Source organism: Pseudomonas sp. BN417 (assembly GCF_029871205.1).
GTDB lineage: Bacteria > Pseudomonadota > Gammaproteobacteria > Pseudomonadales > Pseudomonadaceae > Metapseudomonas.
In genome coordinates, this window is the sequence record NZ_SSOJ01000163.1 from 59,563 (window position 1) to 83,248 (window position 23,686).

General features: G+C 61.2%; 18 protein-coding genes and 4 pseudogenes. 5 read left to right on the forward strand and 17 right to left on the reverse strand.

Features of this window, described 5'->3' with window-relative positions; all coding sequences use genetic code 11:
- The first annotated feature begins 286 nt into the window (after window positions 1–286).
- The 3 genes from E8F11_RS28415 to E8F11_RS28425 all read left to right on the forward strand — a co-directional run bounded on the left by E8F11_RS28415 (window position 287) and on the right by E8F11_RS28425 (window position 5,402).
- Window positions 287–2,338, forward strand: a complete 2,052-nt coding sequence (locus E8F11_RS28415; protein ID WP_280292252.1) for a multicopper oxidase domain-containing protein — start codon at window positions 287–289, stop codon at window positions 2,336–2,338.
- A gap of 231 nt (window positions 2,339–2,569) precedes the next feature.
- Window positions 2,570–3,868, forward strand: coding sequence for a HAMP domain-containing sensor histidine kinase (locus E8F11_RS28420; RefSeq protein WP_280292253.1), 1,299 nt, complete (start codon window positions 2,570–2,572; stop codon window positions 3,866–3,868).
- Window positions 3,869–4,472: 604 nt separating this feature from the next.
- Window positions 4,473–5,402, forward strand: a complete 930-nt coding sequence (locus tag E8F11_RS28425; RefSeq protein WP_280292254.1) for a malate dehydrogenase — start codon at window positions 4,473–4,475, stop codon at window positions 5,400–5,402.
- A 287-nt stretch (window positions 5,403–5,689) separates the two neighbouring features.
- On the opposite strand, the pseudogene E8F11_RS28430 reads toward E8F11_RS28425, so the two are convergent.
- The 15 genes and pseudogenes from E8F11_RS28430 to E8F11_RS28500 form a co-directional block, all read right to left on the reverse strand.
- Window positions 5,690–6,001 (reverse strand): annotated as a pseudogene (locus E8F11_RS28430) (RidA family protein); the annotation flags it as partial.
- Window positions 6,002–6,134: 133 nt separating this feature from the next.
- Complete coding sequence (locus tag E8F11_RS28435; protein WP_280292255.1) at window positions 6,135–7,553, reverse strand: aldehyde dehydrogenase family protein; 1,419 nt, start codon at window positions 7,551–7,553, stop codon at window positions 6,135–6,137.
- A 16-nt stretch (window positions 7,554–7,569) separates the two neighbouring features.
- Window positions 7,570–8,613, reverse strand: coding sequence for a homoserine dehydrogenase (locus E8F11_RS28440; protein ID WP_280292256.1), 1,044 nt, complete (start codon window positions 8,611–8,613; stop codon window positions 7,570–7,572).
- Window positions 8,614–8,922: 309 nt separating this feature from the next.
- Window positions 8,923–9,360: an Lrp/AsnC family transcriptional regulator gene (locus E8F11_RS28445; RefSeq protein ID WP_280292257.1), complete on the reverse strand. Its 438-nt coding sequence runs from the start codon at window positions 9,358–9,360 to the stop codon at window positions 8,923–8,925.
- Between the two features lie 13 nt (window positions 9,361–9,373).
- Window positions 9,374–10,747, reverse strand: coding sequence for a threonine synthase (gene thrC / locus E8F11_RS28450; RefSeq protein ID WP_280292258.1), 1,374 nt, complete (start codon window positions 10,745–10,747; stop codon window positions 9,374–9,376).
- Between the two features lie 15 nt (window positions 10,748–10,762).
- Entirely contained in the window at window positions 10,763–11,653 is an 891-nt protein-coding gene (locus E8F11_RS28455; protein WP_280292259.1) for a LysR substrate-binding domain-containing protein, read from the reverse strand.
- A 65-nt stretch (window positions 11,654–11,718) separates the two neighbouring features.
- Window positions 11,719–13,158, reverse strand: a complete 1,440-nt coding sequence (locus E8F11_RS28460) for an amino acid permease (RefSeq protein ID WP_280292260.1) — start codon at window positions 13,156–13,158, stop codon at window positions 11,719–11,721.
- A gap of 176 nt (window positions 13,159–13,334) precedes the next feature.
- The gene (locus E8F11_RS28465; RefSeq protein ID WP_280292261.1) at window positions 13,335–14,582 is read right to left on the reverse strand and encodes a cystathionine gamma-synthase family protein; all 1,248 of its coding nucleotides are present in this window, start codon (window positions 14,580–14,582) and stop codon (window positions 13,335–13,337) included.
- A gap of 192 nt (window positions 14,583–14,774) precedes the next feature.
- Window positions 14,775–15,092, reverse strand: a pseudogene (locus E8F11_RS28470) (OprD family outer membrane porin); the annotation flags it as partial.
- A gap of 279 nt (window positions 15,093–15,371) precedes the next feature.
- A complete protein-coding gene (locus E8F11_RS28475; protein WP_280292262.1) occupies window positions 15,372–17,015 on the reverse strand; it encodes an acetolactate synthase large subunit in 1,644 nt (547 codons plus the stop codon).
- Window positions 17,016–17,079: 64 nt separating this feature from the next.
- Window positions 17,080–17,505 (reverse strand): annotated as a pseudogene (locus tag E8F11_RS28480) (restriction endonuclease); the annotation flags it as partial.
- Window positions 17,505–17,579: pseudogene (locus E8F11_RS28485) on the reverse strand (OprD family outer membrane porin); the annotation flags it as partial. The pseudogenes E8F11_RS28480 and E8F11_RS28485, both read right to left, overlap by 1 nt.
- A gap of 148 nt (window positions 17,580–17,727) precedes the next feature.
- The gene (locus E8F11_RS28490) at window positions 17,728–18,432 is read right to left on the reverse strand and encodes an SDR family NAD(P)-dependent oxidoreductase (RefSeq protein ID WP_280292263.1); all 705 of its coding nucleotides are present in this window, start codon (window positions 18,430–18,432) and stop codon (window positions 17,728–17,730) included.
- A gap of 8 nt (window positions 18,433–18,440) precedes the next feature.
- Entirely contained in the window at window positions 18,441–19,037 is a 597-nt protein-coding gene (locus tag E8F11_RS28495; RefSeq protein ID WP_280292264.1) for a DsbA family protein, read from the reverse strand.
- A 202-nt stretch (window positions 19,038–19,239) separates the two neighbouring features.
- Window positions 19,240–20,871, reverse strand: coding sequence for an AMP-binding protein (locus tag E8F11_RS28500; protein WP_280292265.1), 1,632 nt, complete (start codon window positions 20,869–20,871; stop codon window positions 19,240–19,242).
- A 241-nt stretch (window positions 20,872–21,112) separates the two neighbouring features.
- On the opposite strand from E8F11_RS28500, the gene E8F11_RS28505 reads away from it, so the two are divergent.
- Window positions 21,113–21,550 carry a thioesterase family protein gene (locus E8F11_RS28505; RefSeq protein WP_280292266.1) on the forward strand — a complete coding sequence of 146 codons (438 nt, stop codon included), beginning with the start codon at window positions 21,113–21,115 and terminating at the stop codon, window positions 21,548–21,550.
- 244 nt (window positions 21,551–21,794) lie between these two features.
- Window positions 21,795–22,358, forward strand: coding sequence for a TetR/AcrR family transcriptional regulator (locus E8F11_RS28510; protein ID WP_280292267.1), 564 nt, complete (start codon window positions 21,795–21,797; stop codon window positions 22,356–22,358).
- A 157-nt stretch (window positions 22,359–22,515) separates the two neighbouring features.
- Here E8F11_RS28510 and E8F11_RS28515 read toward each other — a convergent pair whose 3' ends face one another.
- Window positions 22,516–23,133 carry a DUF3313 family protein gene (locus E8F11_RS28515; RefSeq protein ID WP_280292268.1) on the reverse strand — a complete coding sequence of 206 codons (618 nt, stop codon included), beginning with the start codon at window positions 23,131–23,133 and terminating at the stop codon, window positions 22,516–22,518.
- A 68-nt stretch (window positions 23,134–23,201) separates the two neighbouring features.
- Window positions 23,202–23,666, reverse strand: a complete 465-nt coding sequence (locus E8F11_RS28520) for a hypothetical protein (protein ID WP_280292269.1) — start codon at window positions 23,664–23,666, stop codon at window positions 23,202–23,204.
- Between the last annotated feature and the right edge of the window lie 20 nt (window positions 23,667–23,686).

The following is a 23,686-nucleotide window of genomic DNA, read 5'->3' on the forward strand; positions in this document are numbered from 1 at the left end:
ACACGAAGCGAATCCAAATGGGCAGGCCTAACCGCGCTGTAAGCAGCATTCCGGTGACAGGGTGGGTCAGTGAACGGCCCCCTGCCTCTGCACATGCTTGTCTCCCGATACCGGTCGCTCCCCTGGCAGCACCGTTCGTGCGCACAACTGCATCGCGCAACTTCAACGATTGATCTAGATCAATTCGAACCATCCGCGCAGGGCGCACAAGAAATCAACCCTTCCTCCAGCTGATTGCAGATAAGGGCCCTACCAGTCTCTCGTCCCTTGCATGGGAGAATTCGACATGATCACGAGACGTCAGCTCCTGCAGTACAGCGCGTTCGCAGCGGGCGCCTATCTGCTTCCCAGCCACCCCTTTCTACGTCAGGCCCAGGCGGTCGCGTTCCTATCCAATGTCGGTTTACTGAGCGATCCGGCACTGCAGCCGAAGTTCGTCGAGCTTGCACCCAATGCGCTGGATCCGGCCTTCCTGTTCAAGGACCTAAACAGTGACGGCCATCCAAGCAAACTGCCGAATTTCAACATTCGCCTGAGTGAAACCGACCAACAGACAGGGCTTATCAACCCGAAGAACCAAAGGAAGCTGTGGACCCGAGTCTGGGGCTACGGCAATAAGACCGTGAGCTGGCCGGGCCAGACCATCCAGGTTGTCAGCAGTTCGGCCGGCGGCGCCGACGAAACCATCGTGCGCTGGAGGAACGAACTGCAGAGCAGGCAGCACCTGCTTCCCCTCGACACTAACTTGCACTGGTGCTATGCGCTGCACGGCGAGCATTCGGCCAATGGCGTCGACTACCGGAAGTTCAGCATCAGAGAGAATGGCGTACCGATCAGCACCCACCTCCATGGCGGGAACAGCGATTTCCAGTTCGACGGCAATCCCGAGTTCTTCTACAGCCCCTATGCCAAGGTCAGGGGGCCTCAGTGGGACTTCGTTGACGGCGGTTTCACCGACCGCTTCCGTTACAACAATGGCGTGCCAGCCAACCACCTCTGGTATCACGATCACGCCCTGGGCATTACCCGGCTCAACGTCTATGCCGGCCTCGCGGGCCAGTACTTCGTCCGCGACGAGTTTGATACCGGGCAGGCGAACAACCCGCTGAACCTGCCCGCCTACCCTTACGAGCTGGCCTATCTCATCCAGGATCGGATGTTCACCGAGAAGGGCGCGTTGTTCTATCCGGCCTTTCCGGGCGATCCCTCCTACGCCGACTTCATCACCGGCGAAGGCGCGATCCTGCCACCTGAACTCTTCCCCAACGGTGGCCCGACCGCGCTGGCCGAGTTCTTCGGCGATCACATCGTCGTCAACGGCAAGATCTGGCCCAAGGCCAATGTCGAGCCGCGTCACTATCGCGTGCGCCTGGTGAACGGCTGCGATTCGCGGTTCATGGTGCTCCAGTTTGTGGCTGTCGCCCCTGGCGTCGCGGATCCCAAGCACTCTAGCGCCGGCGCACCACTGCCCTTCTGGGTCATTGGTAGCGACCAGGGACTTGGCACTCCGCGCCAGACTGACACCCTGGTGTTCGAGCCAGGCGGACGCTACGACGTCGTCATCGACTTCTCGCAGGTCCCCGCCGGTAACCGCGTCATCATGAAAAACCTCGGGGGCGATACGCCGTTTGGCGGCGCCTTCGGTGATGACCTTGCCCCGGAAGACCTGTTCGACGATCGCCAAACCGACCGGGTCATGGCCTTCGATGTGGTCAAGCCGAAATCCGGCGTGCCGGACAACTTCAACCCCGGAAGCCTCCCCAGCTATGCGGGCGTATCCGGCGGTGCCTCGACCCGCAGGGTCGCGCTCTTCGAAGGCATGGATCAATTCGGGCGGCTCCAGCCTCTGCTGGGCACCGTCAAGGATGGCAACCTCAACACCACGAACGTCGCCACCGCTTACGCGTGGTTCCAACCGACAACCGAGACTCCGGGCGTGGACACAACGGAGATATGGGAGATCTACAACTTCACCGCCGACGCCCACCCGGTCCACCTGCATCTGGTCAACTTCGAGATCCTCGACCGGCAGGTATTCGAGTACCAGGTCACCGGTTCGCAGATGACCCATCAGCACGACGGCATGACCGGCGAGGCGCCGGAGATTTCCTTCGTCGGGAATTTCGCCCCCGCTCCCGTCGGACCGGAGTACTTCGAGGCGGCTCCCAGGGACATGGTCATGGCGTTGCCGGGAAACCCCGAGCCCGAGTCCGGCAATCCCACGGGCCAGATGGTTCGGGTAAAAGCCCACTTCAACAAGTCGGGCCAATATGTATGGCACTGCCACATCCTCTCGCATGAGGACCACGAGATGATGCGGATACTCCAGGTGGGTTGAACGGGGCGGTATCTGGACGATCCCGCAGACCCCAGCCATCCCTGCGACTGTCGATGGACCTTCGGACGCAGGGATCCTGAAAGAATTGGAGCAAGCGGTCTCGCTCGGGTCGAACCGACCAGGCCCGCCGGGGCCGATCCCCCTGCCCGCACCAGCCAGACCACGCACCGTTCCAGCTCGCGTAGTTGGAGGGGTTCCACCTGCTTCTCCGGTGTCGAATGGAGCGCACGTATGTTTAATACACCCAGAACGGCGGTTGCTTGGTGGCTGCCAATGAAGAACCATAATTCGATACGCAGCCGAATGGTCGCTGCCTTTTTGCTGTTAGCGGCGATCATCGGTGGAGTATTCGCCGGCTCGGCTTTCTTCGTGATCGAGGAGATCGAGAACCAACTGATCGATAAGCGCCTGGTTCGAGTAACCGAACTCTGGACTTCAGGCTTAATCAGTACAACGCAGCTGCAAGCGAGCGACCTGAGTTTCTTTGTCGGCCAGCAATTGCCACAGTCTTTGCAGCGCCTGGACTCAGGGCCCCATGAATTGCGTCTGAATGGTCGGACATTGCACGTGTTGATTGGCGAGGCGGACGGCCAGCGCTATGCCGTGGTGGATGACCAAAGCGACTTCGAAGCGATTGAAGACCGTACCTATATTGCCTTGAGCCTGGCGTTTCTGGGCGGCCTCGCATTGGCGTTACTAATTGGGCGGGCCAGCGCAAGCCGGGTGATTCTGCCCCTGACTGAACTGGCCTCTGCAGTGCAGGATGAGCAGCGAGAGGAAACGCTTCCCGGGCTAGATGCAGCCGACGAGATCGGCGTATTGGCCCGTGCGATCGAAGATCGCACCAACGAACTTAGGCGGGCTCTCCAGCGCGAGCGTTGGTTCACGGCTGACGTCAGTCATGAATTGCGTAATCCGCTGACTATCCTGCTCAGCGCGGCAGAAGTACTGGAGCGGCGCTTGAAGGATCATCCCAAATTGCTGACGATGACCGAGCGGATTCGGCATAACGCTGCGGACATCGCGCAACAAATGAGCGCCTTGTTGGAACTGGCGCAGGTACCCGAGAGTACTCACCTTTTCCGTGTAGCCTTGCGTCCGCTGATTGAGCAGGAACTGCAACGCTGCCAACTGCTGCTGCAGGGAAAACCCTTGGCGATCGAGTTTATCTCGACTGAAGACGTGCTGGTCCCCGCCATTCCGGAGCTGGTTGCCATCGCGGTAAGCCACCTCTTACGTAATGCCAGCTTGCATACTGAACGGGGCGTAATAACGGTCCGACTGAACTCCAGCGGCATCGTGATTGAGGGCCGTGGAACGGGGGCCGCTGATGCCGTCGAGAAACCTCCGGCCGATCGACTTACCCATGACCACGACGCCACTGGCTTGAGCTTGTCTATCGTCAAGCGCGTGGCCGACCACTTGGGGTGGTCGGTGCACTACACATCCGCGTCGGCGGAAGTTAGCCGATACTTCCTGGCGTTTGACCTTAAGCGCAGCCAAGTGTTGCCGATGGCGTGCGCGGGTTGACAGCGCGTGTACACGCCCGGCGACTCTGATCCATCACAAGGGGCCGCTGTCGACCATGACGTCCCAGTCCTGGGAAGAGCTGGACGCCTCCAGCACTGCGATAGACACCGCATGGTTTGCGCGCCTCCAGGATGTCGATCCGTCCGGTAGCGTCCGAAATGTCACCGCCGGACACCTGCGCGAGGTGGATGAACGACAAAGTTGGATCGGTGCCCCGGTGCTTCCCTGCACGACTGCTCGGCCGGTGCCGATAGGAGAGATGGTGAAATTCCATACTCCACTGGTAGTAAATGCCCGACGCTTCAGAGCGGGGCACCGCATTCGATTGGTCCTCGCGAACGATGACCAGGACCTGGACCAGGCTATCCCCTAGCTTCTGGAGTTCCGACACACGATTGTGGGTAGCAGCAGCTTAAATTCGATACGTTCCTCCTCTCGGCTGCTCCTTCCTATTCAGAGGCTGAAGTAATACCGCCATGGGAATGGCGAAAAGAAGGTAAAACAACTACAGGCCACCTTCGGGTGGCCTTTTTGCATTAGCGGGTAATACTTCTCTGCAAAGGCGGGCGTGTTGCTGGTGGCGCGCGCCGCCGGGAGGTGTGAGGTGAAAAAGCTATCAATTGTGGGTGTCGGTATGGTGGGTGAGGCGGCGGCTCAGATCATCGCCCGGGAAGAGTTCTGTCGTGAGTTGGTGTTGATTGATGTGCAGGGTGAGTTGGCAAAGGGCAAGGCGCTGGACGTCTGGCAAGCGGCAGTTGAGTCAGGTTCTGATACCCGGGTTTACGGTGGGTCCAATGCCGAATTGCTGCAGGATTCCGACCTGGTGGTGATTACGGCGGGTGTGCCCCGCAAGCCTGGTCAGTCGCGCCAGGATGTATTGAGTATCAATCTGCCAATTCTCGATAGCATCATGCTGGATATTAATCGTCATGCTCCGGCGGCGACGGTGTTGGTGGTGTCGAACCCGGTCGACGTGCTGACCTATCGGGCTTGGAGTCTCAGTGGGCTGGGACGCGACAGGGTGTTCGGGCAGGCGGGGGTGCTGGATACAGCGCGCATGAAGTGTTTCATTGCCGAGGAGACAGGGTTTTCTGCTCGGGATATCACGGCACTGGTGCTGGGAGGGCATGGCGATAGCATGGTGCCGTTGATGCGGTACTGTGCGGTCGGTTCGGTGCCGCTGTCCCACTTCCTGTCCAGTGAGCAGATAGAGCGGATTGTGCAGCGCACACGTCAGGGTGGCGGCGAGATTCTGGGTTTGAAGAAGCTGGGGAGCGCCTGCGATGCACCGGGCGTGGCAATTGCACAGATGGTGGATGCTATCGCCAATGGGCGAAACCGCATTTTGCCGGCGGTCGTGATTCTCGAGGGCGAGTACGGGCGAACAGATATTGCCATGGGTGTCCCCTGTGTGCTGGCAGAGGAGGGGGTTGTCCGGGTGATCGAGTTGCCTCTGGATGCGCAGGAGCAGGCGATGTTCGACCACTCTGCAGATCAGGTGGTGCGTGATATTGCTGAAATGAATGCTTTGTGAGCGGGGGTATATGAGGGGGTTTTGGGCGCAAGGGGGAGTGGAGCGCCGGCCCCTGGCGCTCGGGGTCATGGTGTTGCCTGGTGTCAGGCAGTGGCACCATGATCTTTTATGGGTCTGAACAGGCCGGATAGTCGCGTTTATTGGTGAACACCAGATAGCTGCTGGCGTTCACCGCGTCACGAAAGTGATTGCCGAGCCCTCCCCTACTTTGCCTTACCTGCACGCTGGGCACGTAGGCGGTGCGATCGCTGCCGCCGACTGGCTAAGAGATTTCCTCTAGTCGTCGATTTCAGGCAAAAGCCAAATACTTGGATCTCGATCAGGTATCCACCCAGGTCACCTTGGACGCAAGCACGTACCGGCTTGCAGAAACCGTCGACCCAGGCGTCGTACACCGTATTGACCTGGTCGAACAACGCGTAATCGGCAATCCAGATCTGGACTCGGGTCAGATCGTTGCGCGTGATTCCAGCGCGGGCCATCAGCTCTTCGATCGCTGCCAGAGCCTGGCGTGTCTGCCCGGTGACATCTAGCGTGGGATCATCGGCAACTATCCCGGCAGTTTCGAAAAAAGGACCGTAGGCCACTGCCAGGGACATGCGCTGTCCTTCGTCAAAGCGCGCGATCATTGCGTATCCATCTCCTTGCAGACTGAAAAAAACGCACCGGACGGCGCGGCGAGCAGACCCGCCCGATGCAAAGGACGACCGTGAACGGACGTCGCCCGACGGTTCAGCTCAAATCGTTGATGCACACCACCTTCGGTTGCGTCATGTCCTCGTAGGCGAAGCGCACACCTTCGCGGCCCAGGCTGCCGTATTTGAAGCCGCCGAAGGGCATGGCGTCGAAGCGGTAGTCGGAGGAGTCGTTGATCATCACCCCGCCTGCCTCGATGCGCTTCGCGGCGCCCAGTGCGCGCTTGAGGTCCGCGGTGAAGATGCCCGCGTGCAGGCTGTACTCTGGCTCGTTGGCCAGGGCCACGGCCTCGTCCAGGCTGTCGAACGGCTCCAGCACCACCACCGGAGCGAACACTTCGTGGCACCACAGGCGGCTCTCATGGCTCACCCGCTCCAGTACGGTCGGTGCATACAGGGTGCCCTGGCGACGGTGGCCACAGAGCAGGCGTGCTCCCTCGGCCAGGGCCTCCGTCACCACCTGCTCGGCGTTGCGTGCGGCCTGTTCGGTGATCATCGGACCAACGTCAGTCTTGCGGCAGCTTGGATCACCCACCACCAGCGCCTGGCTCAATGCCACGAAGCGTTCACGGAAGGCCTCGTAGATCGACGCCTGCACGAGGATGCGCTGCGTGCCAATGCAGTTCTGCCCCGCTGCCCAGAAGGCGCCGGACACGCAGGATTCGACCGTGGCCTCCAGCTCGCAATCCTCAAGTACCAGCACCGGTGCGTTGCCGCCCAGGTCCATCGCCAGCTTCTTCAGGCCGGCGTTGCGGGCGATGTTCTCGCCGGTGACGAAGCCGCCGGTGAAGGAGATCATCCGCACCTCACGGGCGGCAGTGAGCGCCTTGCCCAGCTCCGCACCGCCGGTGGCGATGGTCACGACGGACTCCGGCAGGCCGGCTTCGCGCAGGCAGTCCACCAGCTTGCACGCCGACAGGGGCGCCAACTCCGAGGGCTTGAGCAACACCGCGTTGCCACCGGCGATGGCTGGGCCGAGCTTGTGCGCCACCAGGTTCAGCGGGTCGTTGTAAGGGGTGATCGCCACGATCAGCCCCAGCGGCTCGCGGGTGAACCAGCCCTGGCGGGATTCGGAGCCCTCGTAGGAGTCGAACGGCACCACCTCGCCGGCATTACGCCTGGCCTCTTCGGCCGACAGCTTGAGGGTGTTGATACAGCGCTTCACCTCTTTCTCCGCCTGGCGTAGGGTCTTGCCCGCCTCGGCGACGATCAGTCCGGCGAAGGCAACGGCGTCCCGCTCGACCAGGCGCGCGGCGTCTTCGAGGATGCGTGCACGGCGATGGCGCGGCAGCGCGGCACAGGTCCGCACGCCCGCCCGGGCCTGCTCCAGCAGGCCGGGAACGTCGGCGACACCGAGGCGGGGCACGCTGCCCACCTGGCTACCGTCGAAGGGGTTGAACACGTCGATCAAGGGGCTTTCCATGGCCTTGGCGAGGGCCAGACGGGATGCGGTCATGAGTGTTCTCCCAGGCTCAGCGCTTCGTACGCGCGGTGTGGATGGCGACGATGTCGGACAGCAGCGCGAAGGCAGTCTCGATACGCCCGGCCCCCGGACCGGAGACCGTCACCGCCCGCAGCAGTTCGGTGTTGAAGGACACCGCGTTGGTGGCGCCGGAGATGCCGGCCAGCGGGTGGCCGTTGTCCAGGCGGCGGGCCTCGACGCTGGCGCTCACCGAGCCGTCGGCCTGACGCTGGGCGGAGCCGATCAGCTTCCAGCGGGCGCCGGCCTGGCGAGCCTGTTCGAGGTCGGCGGCGCTCAGGCCGCTGATGCCGCTGCAATGCACGTCATTCACCTGCAGGCGGGCGTCGAGCAGTTCGTTGGCGAGTATCACCACCTTCAGGCGTACATCGAATCCTTCGACGTCAGCGGTCGGGTCGGCCTCGGCGTAGCCCAGCTCCTGCGCCTGGCGCACCGCATCGGCGAAGCTCAGGCCTTCCTCCATGCGGGTCAGCACGTAGTTGGAGGTCCCGTTGAGGATGCCTTCGAAGCCGGTGATCACCGCGCCCGGCAGGGTCTGGCGCGCCGTGCGGATGACCGGGGTGCCGCTCATCACCGAGCCTTCGTACTCGAAGGCCACGCCATTGCGCTCGGCCAGGGCCTTGAGTTCGGCGCCGTGTAACGCGATCGGGCCCTTGTTGGTGGTGACCACATGCTTGCCACTCTCCAGTGCCCAGCGGCAGAAAGTGGCCGCCGGCTCACCGTCCACCGGATTGGTGAAGGTGGCCTCGGCAATGATGTCGGCGCCGGACTGCTTGATGATCGTCTCGTTGAACGCTTCGGCGGTGCCTCCCGGCAGTTCTGCGAATGCCCCTTTGGCGGCCGGCAGTGCGGCCAGTTGCGCAGCGTCCAGGCCGTCGCGGTTCATGATGGAGCCCAGGAAAAGGTCGGTCACGCCGACGATCTTCAGGCTGAAGCCCAGTTCGGCCTGCCAGGCCGCATTGCGCTCGGCGATCAGTTGGGCCAGGCCGCGGTTCACGCCGCCGAAACCAACCAGGGCAATCTTGTATTCGGACATCGGGTTGCCTCCCATACAGGCAGTTGCTTGATGGGTTCCAGCCTAAGAGCCGGGCGCTGGCAGTTGAATATGGCAATCCGCTGTATTTATTGGCCATTTTGACCAGAGCCGGCGCCTGCTGCGCAGATGCGGGGCGCAGCGGATAGCCCGGAGCGATCCGGCAACATGGGCGAGAGGGAATTTCACGGATTTCATCCGGCTACGAGTGACGACAGTGGCCTCGCTCGAACCGGGCAGCCCATGCGAGCGCGCATAAAAAACGCCGCCCGGACCAGGTCCGGGCGGCGCTGAGGGCGCATGCTCCCCAGTTCAGATCACAGAGGAGAGCACGAAGGAGGTAACCGTGTTGGAAACGCCGGGCATGGCGGAAATCTCCTTCCACACCAGATGCACGCGCTCCGGCGTCGCCGCGTCGACCCGCAGCATGAGATCGAACTCACCACTCATGACTTCGCACTGGACGATTTCCGGAATGCCTCGCAGGGCCTCCAGCACCTCCTCGCCGCGCATGCGGTCGTAGCGGTAGACGAAGATCACCGCGCTGATCAGCGACGCCGGACGACGGCCGTCGCCGGTCTTCACTGTGTAGCCCTGGATGGCGCCGTCGCGTTCCAGGCGTTCGATGCGCTGGCGAACGGCGTTGCGCGACAGGTTGACCTTGTCGCCAAGTTCCGCGTGGGCGATGCGCGCGTTGGCGGTGAGTTCGGCCAGGATGCGTTCGTCCAGCGGATCGAGGATGCGCTTCATCGCCGCCCTCCCCCTACCATTCACCGAGCATCCGGCACAGGCCGTCGAGGTCGCCACGCGCCAGCTGTCGCGGATGTTCTGCGGGCGGTTGCAGCTGCGGCAGCGGCGCGTTCCAGGCGCCCAGCTCGGCCAGCAGCTCGGCCGACTTCTCCGGGGCAATCTGCCCCAGGGTCACCATCGGCGTCACCATGCTGCGCCGGTACAGGCGCGCCGCGAGCACGCCGGTAGCGGTGTGCGGATCGATGGAGAGGCTGGTGTCGCGGAACAGCCCGAGTATCTCCTCCGCCGTCTGCTCGTCGCCCACCGCGTAGGAGTCGATCAGCAGGCGCGCCTGCAGCCACTGGCGGTTGGCGATGCTGAGTTCGCCACTGCTCTCGAAGTGCTCCATCAGCGCGTTCACCGCCTGGTCGTCGTGGTCGTAGAGCTCCCAGACAAAGCGCTCCAGGTTGGAGAAGATGGAGAAGTCCATGGCCGGTGACAGGGTGCGGTTGGCCTCGCGGGTGGAATAGCGGTTCTTGTGGATGAACTGGTGCAGCGCGTCGTTGCGGTTGGTGGCAATGATGATCTGGTTGATCGGCAGCCCCATCTTCTGCGCGATATAGCCGGCATAGACCTCGGCGAAACTCGCCGCCGGGATGCTGAAGCCGATGGGCCGCTGGCCGCCGCCGAGCTGCAGGGCTGCGTGGAAATAGAAGACGATCTGCGCCAGCACGCCGACCCAGTTGGAGGAGTTGAAGCCGATGGGCACCACCTCCTCCAGCGGCCAGTGACGGAACAGCTGCGAGACCAGGGTCTGGCAGTCGTCGAAACCACCGGCCACGGCGCAGGCCAGCACCCGCTCAGGGTTGGCAGTTTGCAGCGCATGCAGGCGGTCGCGCGGTACGCCGGCCTCCGGGTACAGCGTCACCACACGACAGCCCGCCCAAGCGCCGAAGGCCGCAATGGCTGCGAGCCCGGTGTCGCCGTTGGTGGCGCCAACGACCAGTGCCCGTCCGCCTTCGCGATCGAGGAAGTAGCGCGCCAGGCGCGCGTGCAGTTGGGCGGCGAAATCCTTGGACGCTCGGGTCGGACCGTGGAACAACTCCAGTACCCACTCGTTGCGGTCGATTTGGCGCAGCGGCGCGATGGCGCGATGGGTGAATTGGCGATAGGTGTCCTTGAGCAACGCCTTGAGGTCATCCTCCGCAATGGTCTGGCCGACGAAGGGGCTGATCACCCGCCAGGCCAGTTCCTCGAAAGGCAGCCAAGACCAGTTGGCGATTTCCTGGGCACCGAACACCGGCAGGCTGGCAGGCACGAAGAGCCCGCCATCGGCGGCAAGCCCGGACAACACCGCAGTGCGGAAATCCGCCCGCAGGGCGGCACTGCGTGTACTCACGTAATGCATATTCACTCCCGACACTTACTTGTAGAGATGGGCCTGGGCCACCAGCCAGGTGGCGAAGGCCAGGGCATCCGGATGCAGTTTCGTCCCCGTGCCGTGGACCAGGTAGAAGGACTCGCTGGCCTCGATGCGACGGTCGAAAGGCTCCACCAGGCGGCCTTCGCGCAGCAGGTCTTCGACCATGGACGAACGCGCCAGGGCGATACCCTGCCCCAGTTCGGCGAGGCGCAGGGTGGAGACCAGAGTGTCAAACTGCGGGCCGATGGAGAAATCGACGTCGTCGGCACCCACCCGCTTCAGCCAATAGCCCCAACCCTCTTCGTAGCCAAGCACATGCAGCAGCGGGTGGCGCGCGACGTCACGCGGCTCGCGCAGCGGCGAGTCCGCCATCAGTTGCGGCGAGCAGACCGGGAACAGCGTGTCCCAGGTCAGCCGCTGCGACACCAGCCCCGGCCAGTGCCCGTGGCCCCAGCGGATCTCCACATCGTCCTCGCCATCCAGCTCCTTGACCCAAAGATTGCTGATGTAACGGATATCGAGATGGGGATGAGTGCGACGGAAATCGGCCAGCTTGGGTGCCAGCCAGAAGTGCAGGAACGACAGGCTGCCACGCACCTTGATCGGCCGCCGCTTGTGCTGGCCGAAGATCTCGCTGGTGCCCACCGCCAGGCGGGTGATGGCGTCCTGTACCACCGGCAGGTAGGACTGTCCTTCCTCCGTGAGGCCCAGGCCACGTGGCAGACGCTTGAACAGTGCCACCCCGAAGTGGCTTTCCAGCTGGCGGATCTGCTGACTCACCGCCCCCTGGGTCAGGTGCAGCTCCTCCGCCGCGTGGGTGAAATTAAGGTACCGCGCCGATACCTCGAAAGCTCGCAACCAGTTCAACGGGGGCAAGGTTTTCTGGTTCATGCGCGGTACCTCATAGGTCATATTGGGGCGATCCTGGCGGGGCAGGCAGAGGGTGCCTGCTTCGCTCAGGCCGTCTCGGGCGTGCGGACCGGCGCGGCATGGGAAGCTAGGCGCCGCTCACGACTCTTGCGGGTGATCCAGAAGACGAAGTAGCACCAGGCAATGAACGGCACCCCGAAGTAGAGCGCAACTCGCTGGGCCGGATCAAAGGCAATCCCGATGCAGGCCAGCGTACAGCTCGCCAGCGCGCCCAGCGGCACCCAGGGATAGCCGCGGACCCGGAACTTGAGATCCTCGACCTTGCCGCCATTGGCCACGTAATGGCGACGGAAGGCGATCTGGCTCGCCGCAATGCTCATCCACACCACCACCACGGCCAGGCCCGAAATCGACACCAGTGCGAGGTAGACGGTATCCGGGGCAAAAACGCCACTCAGCAACGAGGCGATGCTGCCGGCCATGCTCACCACAATCGCGTTGAACGGTGTGCCCATGCGGCTCAGCTCGCCGAAGCGCTTGGGCATGTGGCCCTGGTCGCTCAGGGTCCAGAGCATCCGCGAAGCGGCGTATAGGCCCGAGTTGGCGGCCGACAACAACGCACTGATGATCACGAAGTTCATGATGTCGGCTGCATAGGGGATACCGATGAACTCGAACACCGTGACGAAGGGACTTTCCACCAGGCCGGCCTGCTCGCGCGGCAGCAGGGTCGCGAGGACGAAGATGGTGCCGACGAAGAACAACGCCAAGCGTACTACGGTGGTGCGGATGGCCCTGGGCACGTTGCGTTGAGGGTCACGGGTTTCCCCGGCGGCGATACCGATCAGCTCGGTGCCGGAAAAGGCGAACGACACCGCCAGCAGGGTCATGGCGATCGACCAGAAGCCGGTCGGGAACAATCCCTCACGGGTGAAGTTGCCGAGGCCGATGCTGTGGGCCTGCTGCACCTCGAACAAGCCGATGATGGCGCCGGTGCCCACCACCAGGAAGGCGATCACGGCCACTACCTTCACCAGCGACAGCCAGAACTCGGTTTCGGCGAACAGCCGCACCGACACCACGTTGCTGACGAACACCGTGATGGCGAACAACGCGCTCCAGATCCACACCGGGGTATCAGGGAACCAGCGCACCATGAGAATGCCGGCTGCAGTGAATTCCGAGCCGATGGCCACCGCCCAGGTCAGCCAGTAGAGCCAGGCCACCGTATAACCGGTACCGGGGCCCAGGTAGCGTGAGGCGTAGCTGCTGAAGGAACCGGTTTCCGGCATCTGCACGGCCAGTTCGCCCAGGCACATCATCACCATGTAAACCATGACCGCGCCGATGATGTAGGCGATGACCGCCCCCAGCGGGCCGGCCTGGTTGACGGTATAGCCCGAAGTCAGGAACAGGCCGGTACCGATCACCCCTCCCAGCGCCAGCATCACGATGTGGCGCGTCTGCATATCCTGTTTGAAACCAGGACCCGAAGTCTTCTTATCTGTTGTTGTATGCGTGGACATAAGTGGACTCTCATGAAAGTTTGCGGGCAAAGAAGTTTCTGCAACCAACTTCAAGGCAGAACTGATCAAGTTGCCATCGGGTATTGTTATTGTTCCTTTTCATGATCAACTCACTGGCTCTCCGGCCAGGAGTCAGGGGGCGAACGTCAGGTTTCCACCTCGGTGTGACGTTCGGATCAGGCCAAGAGCGGCGTTCGAAGTTGACTCATCGCTAGTTCACGGTGCACCAGCGCGAACGCTTGCTGGAGATCGGCTAGCAGGTCGGCGGTTTCCTCGATCCCCACGGAGATTCGCACCAGGCCCTCGGAAATCCCCAGCGCCAGGCGCTCTTCCAGGGTGTTCTCGACGTGGCTGGTGGTGCGCGCCGGGCCGTAGATGGTTTCCACCGCGCCCAGGTTGCCGGCGCGATGGGCATAGCGCAGGCGCGGCAGGAGGCGCTTCACGGTGTCCATGCCACCGGCCAGGACGAAGCTGACGATGGCGCCGAAACCGCGCATCTGCGAGCGCGCGATGGCATGACCGGAATGACCGGGAAGCCCGGGGTAATTCACCGCCTCCACCAGGGGTTCGGTGAGCAGGTATTCAGCCAGCGCCTGGGCGCTCTGCTGCTGTTGACGCAGGCGCAGTGCCAGGGTCTTGATGCCACGGATAATCAGGTAGGCGGAGAACGGGTCCAGCGCCGCGCCGTTGATCTCGCGGTAATGGCGTACCTGGGCCATAAGGCTTTCCGCGCCGCACACCACGCCGCCGAGTACATCGCCGTGACCGGAGAGGAACTTGGTCGCGCTATGCACCACCACGTCGACACCAAGGGCCAGGGGGTTCTGGTTGAGCGGCGTAGCGAAAGTGTTGTCCGCCACCACCAGAGCGCCAGCGCGCTTGGCCGCAGCCACCAGACGACGGATATCAAGCACTTTCAGGGTCGGATTGGTGGGGGTTTCCAGGTACAGCAGGTCGCAGCCCTGGGCGATCTCGCGCTCGATGGCCTCGGTATCCAGGGTGTCGCAGAGGGTCACCTCCACGCCCATGCGCGGCAGAAACTCCTCGAAGATCTTGTTGGTGCCGCCGTAGCTGTCGCGGGTGGACACCACACGCTTGCCGCTGCAGAGGAAGGTGTGCAGCACCCCGCTGATCGCGGCCATGCCACTGCTGAAGGCCACCGCCGACTCCGACTGTTCCAGCTCGCAGAGCTTGGCTTCGAGGACGGAGACCGTCGGGTTGCTCATGCGGCTGTAGATAAAGCCCGGATTCTTGCCCAGGGCAACGTCGTACCAGACATCGATATCGTCATAGCCATAGGCCGCGCTAACAACTATGGGAGTTTGCGTGGCGTTATAAGGATGCTGAATCCGCTCGCCGGCCCAGACAACCTGAGTGCCGATACCCGGATACTCGCCGGGAGCAGTTTCCACTTTCTTGTTCATATGAATTTCCCGAAGACGGTGAGACAACTTCGCCAATCAGAATTGGTTGCCGGGAAATATAGGGAATGACAAAAGCACTGAAAAACGATGTTATCCGGCCCTAAGGGCCGTTTTTTTAATGGCTGAACACCCACCAATCCAGCCAATCCCGCAGACGCCTTTCCTGCCGTTCGTTTGACTTGGCTACGGCACGAGCAACTGAGTGCCCTTGGTGCCCTTGCCGCCATCCAACTTCACCGACAGCAGTCCGAGAGCGTCGACGCCAAAGCCCACCGAGCCCTGAGTGAAGCCGGGCTTGGCATCGAGGATGAAGCTCTGGGTCCACTCCTCGGCCCTGCCCTGGCGGGTGGTGTCCACGAAATTGCGGTTGAGATAGAAGATTCGCAGGGTCAGGGTCCCCGTCGCGTCTTCGATGAATCCGCTTTCTTGCTGTGCAGCCGCGACAGAAGAGGCTCCAATTGCGCATGCAATGGCTAGCGCGATAGCCGGCGAAACTGCTGATACCGGCATGCGTTCAGAATGACTTGAGAGTTTCATTGTTGTTATCCCTCGAGCAATTCAAGACGTGAAGAGTCCCCCTCCAGAGATCTGGCTGGAGGCGGGTGAATCGCCAAAGCAGACAATAGTCCAGCTTGGCTGCATCCCGGCGCCGGTTGAGGACGGCAGGAACTCGCCAAATACGGACTTCCGGAGGACTTAGATATCTGAATGCCTCAAACCCAGGTTCATGGGCTCAAGGCAACCGCAAGATGACTGCCCTACATACGTAGGGGCAGCCAGTAGTCGCCGTCAGATAGCCAGACTGCGCTCGCGTAGTTCGGTATTCAGGATGCGATCATTCTCCGAGTAATCCACCGGACAATCGATGACATGCACGCCCGGGGCGCTGAGGCATTCCTGCAGCAAAGGAAGGAAGCCGTCGGCGCTCTCCACGCGATGCCCCAGGGCGCCGTAGGACTGGGCGTACTGCACAAAATCCGGATTGCCGTAGTCCAGGCCGAAGTCCGTAAAGCCCATGTTGGACTGCTTCCAGCGAATCATCCCGTAGCCGTTGTCGCGCAGGATGATGACGGTGAGGTTCATCTTCAGGCGAACCGCCGTTTCCAGCTCCTGACTGTTCATCATGAAACCGCCGTCGCCGCACACTGCAACGATCGGGCGCTCCGGGTAGACCAGGTGCGCTGCCATGGCCGAAGGCAGGCCTGCGCCCATGGTCGCCAAAGCATTATCCAGCAGCACGGTATTGGGCATGTGCGCCTTGTAGTTGCGGGCGAACCAGATCTTGTAGATGCCATTGTCCAGGGCAACGATGCCCTCCGACGGCAGCGCGCGGCGAACATCGGCCACCAGGCGCTGCGGGTAGATGGGGAATCGGTCGTCGTCGGCGCCTTCGGCGACTTGCGCCTCGTTGGCCTCGCGGATCGCCAGTAGGCGGGTGAAGTCCCAATGCGAGGTGTCAGTCAGCGCCTCGCCGATCTGCCAGACGGCGTTGGCAATATCGCCGATGACCTCGACCTGCGGGAAATACACGGGATCGACTTCGGCGGAGCGGAAGTTCACGTGAATCACCTCGGTACCGCCGCGGACCATGAAGAACGGCGGCTTCTCGATGACGTCATGGCCGATGTTGACGATGAGGTCCGCGGCCTCTACCGCGCGGTGCACGAAGTCGCCAGATGAAAGCGCGGCGTTGCCGAGGAAGCGTGGGTGACGTTCATCCACCACACCCTTGCCCATTTGAGTGGTGACGAAGGGAATGCCGGTCTTGTCGATCAGTTGCTTGAGGACCTTGGCAGTCATCTTGCGGTTGGCACCCGCGCCGATCACCAGGATCGGGCTACGTGCGGCCTGCAGCTTCTCCACTGCGGCAAGGATGGCCTTGTGCTCGGCCAGGGGACGACGGTGCAGGCTTGGCGGAATCGGCAGGCTGTCGGTCTGCTCCGCAGCAATATCTTCTGGCAGTTCCAGATGCACAGCGCCGGGCTTTTCTTCTTCAGCCAGGCGGAAGGCTTCGCGCACCCGCGACGGGATGTTGTCGGCGGAAGCCAACTGGTGGGTGTACTTGGTCAGCGGCTGCATCATGCCGACGACGTCGAGGATCTGGAAGCGGCCCTGTTTGGACTTCTTGATGGGCTTCTGCCCGGTAATCATCAGCATCGGCATGCCACCGAGGAAGGCATAGGCGCCGGCAGTCACCAGGTTGGTGGCGCCTGGGCCGAGAGTCGACAGGCTCACCCCGGTTTTGCCAGTCAGACGACCGTAAGTAGCTGCCATGAAGCCGGCCGACTGCTCGTGACGGGTCAGCACCAACTTGATCTGAGATTTGCGAAGAGACTCGAGCAAATCGAGGTTTTCTTCACCGGGAATGCCGAAGACATATTCCACGCCTTCGTTCTCCAGACACTGCACAACTACATCGGCGGCCTTGGCCATCTTTCTCACTACCTCATGGGTGACACACGGAAAGGACCAGCTCGCTGGCAAGTCCCTGTTGGGTTCAGCGCGGTGCGCTGACGTCGGTCTGGCCGCTTGCCAGCAACGCGCCACGGACAAAGCCTTCGGCCAGGCAGCGCTCGACGAAGTCACGCACGTAGGCGGCGCCGGCATCATGCCCTTTTGGCACAGCCATGGCCTGGCGGATTGCAGTGAAGGCGCCGTCCAACACTCGGAAACTGCTGTCACCGGCAGCCACCTGCTCCAGTGGCTGGCGTACGCCGGCGGCAGCATCCAGGTCGCGGTCAATGAACAAGTCCACCGCCGCCGCCGAAGTGGCGGCACGTTCAAGTGCCGCGTGTTGTAGGGTACGACTTAGGAACAGGTCATAGGCAGCGCCCTGACCTACGGCGATGCGTACACCCTCTCGGTCGAGTTCATCCACTGCCTGGAACGGCGCCTCGGCGCGTACCAAGTAGGTGCCCTCGATACTCCCAGGTTCTTGAGCGGTCCGCTCTGGAACACGTACTGCAGGTCGGTATTGCGTTCCCATTCATGGCCCTCCTCCACTGTCGTGGCGGCGTCGGCGTGCTGCCAGCTTCACAATCCGCTCATGCGTTTCCGGCTTGCTTGCCTGGGAATGGCCCATGTTGCTTCCTCATCGGTCCCGGGTACCCAACGCGCGAAATCTCACTGAGTACCCGGCAACCCATTACCAGTTCTCCCGGTACGGACGCACTTCAGCGCTGAATGTCCAGGCACCTTTTGGTTGCCGCACCAGGTGCAGAACCTCGCTGGCTATGTCGTCAGGCTGGATGAAGAAATCCTCGGGAGCTTCCGGATATCGCTTTCTTGCCCAGTCAACGTTGATTACGGCATCAATCGTGAGATAGGCGACATGGATGCCTTGTGGCCCCAGTTCGCGCGCAATCGATTCGGCGAGAATCCTCTGCGCCGCCTTGGTCGGGGCAAAGCCAGCAAACTTCTTCTTGCCTCGCCACGCAGAGGTATTTCCGGTCGCGATGATCACCCCGCGGCCGGCCTTGATCATGGCAGGAGCAAAACGCCGCGACAGGTGGAGAAAAGCCATCACATTGGTCTGGAAGTTCAGGTCCAAGACCTTGGGATCAATCTCCAGAAAGTTCCCGAAGGCACCACCTACGGCGTTGTGGACCAGCACTTCTGGAGCCCCCAGGTCAGTCTCGATCCGATCCAGCACGTCGTGGAGCTTATGGAAGTCGGTGACATCGACCGGATAGGCAAAGCAATTGGGGAGTTCATTAGCTAACGCTGTGAGGCGTTCTTCGCTGCGCGCGAGCATGGCGACGCTGTAACCCTCGCCTACCAGTCGCCGGACGATAGCCACTCCTGTGCCCGGCCCTACACCGGTCACTACAGCCACTTTTCCACTATTCATGCTGCACCTCACGCGGATAGTTTTTTCAAGGCGGCCCGAACGAACTCGATCCGGTCGTTTCCGAAGAACAGCTCATCGCCCACAAAGAAGGACGGCACTCCGAATACACCACGCGAAGCCGCGGTTTCGTCATTCGAGGCCAGGCGTTCCTTGATGTAGGCAGAGCTCGAGTACTCCCATATGTCGATGTCGCAACCCTGCTTCTTGAGAAACGTGCTCTTGCCTTCCGATGTCAGCAGATCGTCGCTGCCCGCCCAGACCGCGGCGAACAACGCTGAATTGACAATCTCGAACACGCCCAGCTCTTGAGCCGCCAAGCCGGCGCGATTGATAAAACTGCCATCGAATTCGCGATCTCTCATCGCTCCCAGCAATACCAGATTGGGTGCCCAGGCAACTTCGTAGAGCTTGGCCCAGCGGGCCGAGTCGATGGCCGAGTAACGCGCTTTGGCCGGGCACTCAGGTGAGGGTTGGTTGTGCACCTTCCTCATGACGTTAACGATATCGACAACCTGATAAACCGTATGTGAGCTCAAATCCGCTACCTGAGTGTTCGCCAGGTAGGTATAGGGGCTCCTGTAATCCAGCACGAACTCCAGCGACATGCCATTTCTCCTGTGGTGCCTGGGCTTCTGGATGTCCAATGGAATCCAGAAGCCCAAAAAAATCAGCTAGCCAACGTCTGGAAATATGCGGCGCTGGACCAGGGCTAAGCCCTGGTCTCAGTCCAAACGTAGGGTCAATCGACGAGTGCCCTCTGCAGCTGTCAGGTGCGGATCGCTCTAACCCGATCGCTGCGCAGCCAAGCTAGCGCCGCAGGTCCTTGCGCAAGATCTTCCCAACTGGCGACTTGGGCAATGCGCTGGTAAACGTGATGTGTCGCGGAATCTTGTAGGCCGTCAGCTGCTCTCGGCAATGCTGTCTGATCTGCTCCGGCGTAACATCTGGGCTCCGGGGGACGACAAATAGATGAGGCACCTCACCCGATCGGGCGTCCGGCACACCTATGCAGGCACACTCCACCACCTCCGGGTGCGCGGCCGCCACTGCCTCGATCTCATTCGGATACACGTTGAACCCCGAGACCAGGATCATGTCTTTCTTGCGATCGACAATCTGCATGAATCCGTCATCACCCATGGTGACTATGTCGCCGGTCTTGAACCAGCCATCCGGGGTAAAGGCCTTGCTCGTCTCTTCGGGATTGTTCCAGTAGCCGGCAAACAGCTGTGGTCCTTTGATCAGCAGCTCTCCGGGAGCATTCAGCGGAACAGGGACCCCGTCATCATCCACGACACGAACGTCGGTCGAGGGCATCGGCACGCCGATGCTGCCATTTCTCCCCGGAGGGTTGAACATGGCGCAGGGGGATGTTTCCGTCAGCCCGTAGGCTTCAGTAATCGGCATGCCTCCCGCTGCGATCCAGCGTTTCACCACGGCCTGCTGAACAGAGGCACCTGCACCTATCACATAGCTCGTCCGGGAAAAGTCGACGCGTTGCAGATCCGGACTGTCCACCAGACTGTTGAACAGCGTATTGACCCCCATGAACATGTCGAAGGGCTCTCGTCGAAGTTCGTCGAGTACAGAAACCGGATCTCGCGGATTGGGGATGAGACGAAGACTCGAACCTGTCGCAATCGACAACAGAGCAACAGCCAACGGGTACACGTGATAGAGCGGCAAGGGCAGTACGATGGAAATCGGGGCGTCATGTGCCGGTGGCGCTAGCCACAGAAGAATCAACTCCAGGCTGACGCCCACGCTTTTGTGGGTCAGCATCGCCCCTTTCGAAACGCCCGTAGTACCGCCGGTGTATTGCAGAAATGCAATGTCGTCCAGCGTCACCCGCAGATCGCCAGGATGAGCATTCCCACCGCGCGCAATCACGGAAGCGAGAGGCCGGGTGGAGCCAGTCGATGAGTCTGGCTGAACTGCTGCTTGCCCTGATTCGTGTGCACGAATCCTTTCCATCAATGCAGCCAAGGGAGCGGTCAGCACATGCTCTACCGCTGTGTGGTCTGCGATCTGCTCGAAGGCCTGGGTGAGCCCTTCAGCGATGATTAGACACCTGGTCCCCGAGTCACGAAGCTGGTGCTCCAGCTCCCTGGGCGTATACAGAGGATTGACGTTGACGATGGTCAAGCCGGCCTGGAGAACTCCCGCCATTGCTACGAGGTACGCCAGGCAATTGGGCATCATCAAGGCGACCCGATCACCCTTTTCGAGTTCCAGCTGTCGGAGGTGGCTGGCGAGATTCGTCGATAGCACCTCCAGCCGGCCGTAGCTCAATGCCTCGCCAAGGCAGAAAGCCGCAATGCGATCAGGATAGAGCCTGAACGAGCGCTCGAGAGTGGCGACAAGCGTACTGATGCCAGCCGTATCAATTTCCTTTGGAAAATCAGATGGATAACTCTGATGCCAGATCTGTTGCTGCATTGACGACTCCCGCATTCGTGCTGTTGTTCTGTTGTTGAGGAGACCTGCTTTCCTTGCCAGGCGACTTGCGCGCCATATAAAAAACGATCGTTTACTGAACGAACGTTATGCTATGCTCCCCAGCGTGTCAAACGTGATTCGAATTGAAGTGCAATGCCGCCCTTGTGGCTTCAGAACGTCGCCGGAGTGCCCTTTCCAGGCGCTGCCCATTCGCGTGAAAGCTATGCAGGAGTCAATCAGAATGAATTGGGATAGACCGAACCCTTTTCTGATCGAAGTCGTGGTGGGTAACGCAGATATTGATGGCCTGGGTCACGTCAATCATTCGATATACGTGAAGTGGCTCGAGCAGTGCTCGTGGACTCAATCTTTGAGCCTGGGCATGTCATTGTCGGACTACCAACGAATGGATCGTGGGATGGCGGTGGTTCGCAACGAGCTCGACTATCTGGCCAGCGCCTACGAAGGTGATCGCTTGCTGGTGGGCACCTGGATCGTCGCTCTGGAAAAGCGCGTCAAGCTGGTCCGCCAATTCCAGATTATCCGGCCGGCAGATCGGCAGTTGCTGCTGAGAGCGCAAACCTCATTCGTTTGCGTCGAGATCTCCAGCGGCAAGCCCAGGCGAATGCCGGAGGAATTCCTGGAGGCTTACGAGCGGGCCTGTGCGCGGGACGCTTAATCACCAATTGGCGTCCTTGAGAAAACGGTGGAATCGGGCCAACGAACGGAGCGACGCCTCTGTCCTCAGGGCTGATTACTGCCGCACCTTGGTACTGCACGTCGCCCCGAAAACCTACTCCTCGGAATGACGGCCGGATTATCTGGATCTAACTCCAGGGATTTCACCCATTCCGAGACGATCGTTTAGTAAACGAGTTATTTGCTACGCTTTATCTACTTCATACGGCTCCAAAGGAACCCAGATGCGCTACTCCAAGACACACAAGATTGAGACACGCGCAAAGCTGATAGAGACCGCCAGGGCGATCACGAAGAAAGGTGGCTTCAGCTCAACGGGAGTGGATGCTCTGATGTCAGCCGTTGGCATGACGGGGGGCGCTTTCTACAGTCACTTCCCGTCCAAACAGGCACTCTTCCAAGCTGTGATCGAGGATGAGATCAGAAATAGCGCCGAAATGTTGGCTGGCGGGGAAAACGCTTCCGGCGAGCAGTTGGAACGATGCTTGCGCGACTACCTGAGTACATTTCATGTCCTGCATCCCGAGGAAGGCTGTGTGCTGCCTGCTCTCGGCGGGGAGATCGCACGCGCAGAGCCCGAGGTGCGGGGGGCTGTTGAGAAGGGACTGAAGCAAATCCAAAAGGCCTGGGCCAGTCGTGTTGGCGATTCGGATGCTGCTTGGGCCATCATCGCCCAGTGTGTAGGGGCGTTGATATTGTCCCGAGCGGTCGAAAAGGAAAAGACTCGAAAGGAGATCATTGCCTCGACCCGCAGGGCCATTGAAAAAAACCACTTCCGCCAAGAGTAGTGAGCAGCTTTAGCCGGCATCCTCACTTCCCCCGGAACTCCGCGATAACCCTTACGAAAGCAGCCAAGTGCAGTCCAGGAAAGCTGTCGGCTTCCTCTGCCTCGAAAACCATACAGCGCTGCGCCGAGTCATTCGGAAAGTTGAAAGCAGGTGTCAGTCAGCGCTGGAAAACCCGGTCGAGCCGCTCCCTGGCCTCCCTGGCTTTGCGCGCCAGCACGGGACGCAGATCCTCGACCCGAATCCTCGAATCAGCCAGTTCACCACCCACGACGAAGCTGGTGGATCGGGCCAGCGCCGCTCCGCTCATCGCATCCTTGACGTCGGCTTCGAAGAACAGGGAAAACCTGTCGCCTACCTGGGGCTCGGCAGTGTCGGCCTGCGGCGCTCGCTTCAAACCGGTCACGGATAGCTGGATGCGCAGTGCCTGGGGCTCAGGCTGGCCGACCATCTCATAGCCGTTCGAGAGCAGTTCCCGACGCAATTGCCGCTGGAAAAAAAACAGCAGCGTGTCGATTTCCCTGGCAGTGAAGTCCAGCCCCGAGCCATCCGAAAGCACTAGCCGCGGCGGTTCCAGAAGAACCCTCTTGCGATACTGCTCAGCCAGGGCGACACCCGAAGCCTGCCAATAGCGGACATCCCCTTGCTCAGCCCGGGGAGCGAGAGCCGCATGGTCGTCCGGGAACCCCGGATTTTCGGAGCCTGTCTGCGGTGCTGCGCTGCAGCCGGCCAACAGCCCCGCCAGGAGCGGAGCGATGATGCTCAGTTTCAGGATCATTTCCAGTACTCGATGGATCCATCACGGCTGGTGCGGGCCCGAAGCCCACCCAGGACCTGCCCTAGGGATCAGAAATAACGCGTGCCCTTGATGCTGCATTCGTCGATGCCCGCAGGTGGAGTCTCTTCGCTGGGGACTGTGAAGCCTTGGCTGTCCAGGCCAACGACGGACTCGACTTCCAGGCAGTCGATACCCTCCTCTACCGGCAGCGAAAAGAGCTCTACGGTTTCGGCAAGCTCGATCCGATGCACCTCAGTACCTAGCGAAACCCCATTGCTGAATACCTCCAGGCGCAGGTCGACGTAGCGAATGTCTTCGTATTCGGCGCGGCTCAGGACGCCGACGAAGGTGGCTTCCTCTTCGATGTCCTGGACCCAGTGCGCGCGCAGATGGGCCTGGGCGACTGCTGCGCTGGAAGCGAAGCAGCACGTGATCGCCAGGATCAGCAGGCTTGCGACCTTCCTGTATTGACCGCCCACGGGCAGGAGCAGCCTGCCCAGGCTTCGTGGGGTAAGGTCGGCATGATCAATCATCATCGGACTGGACCATTTCA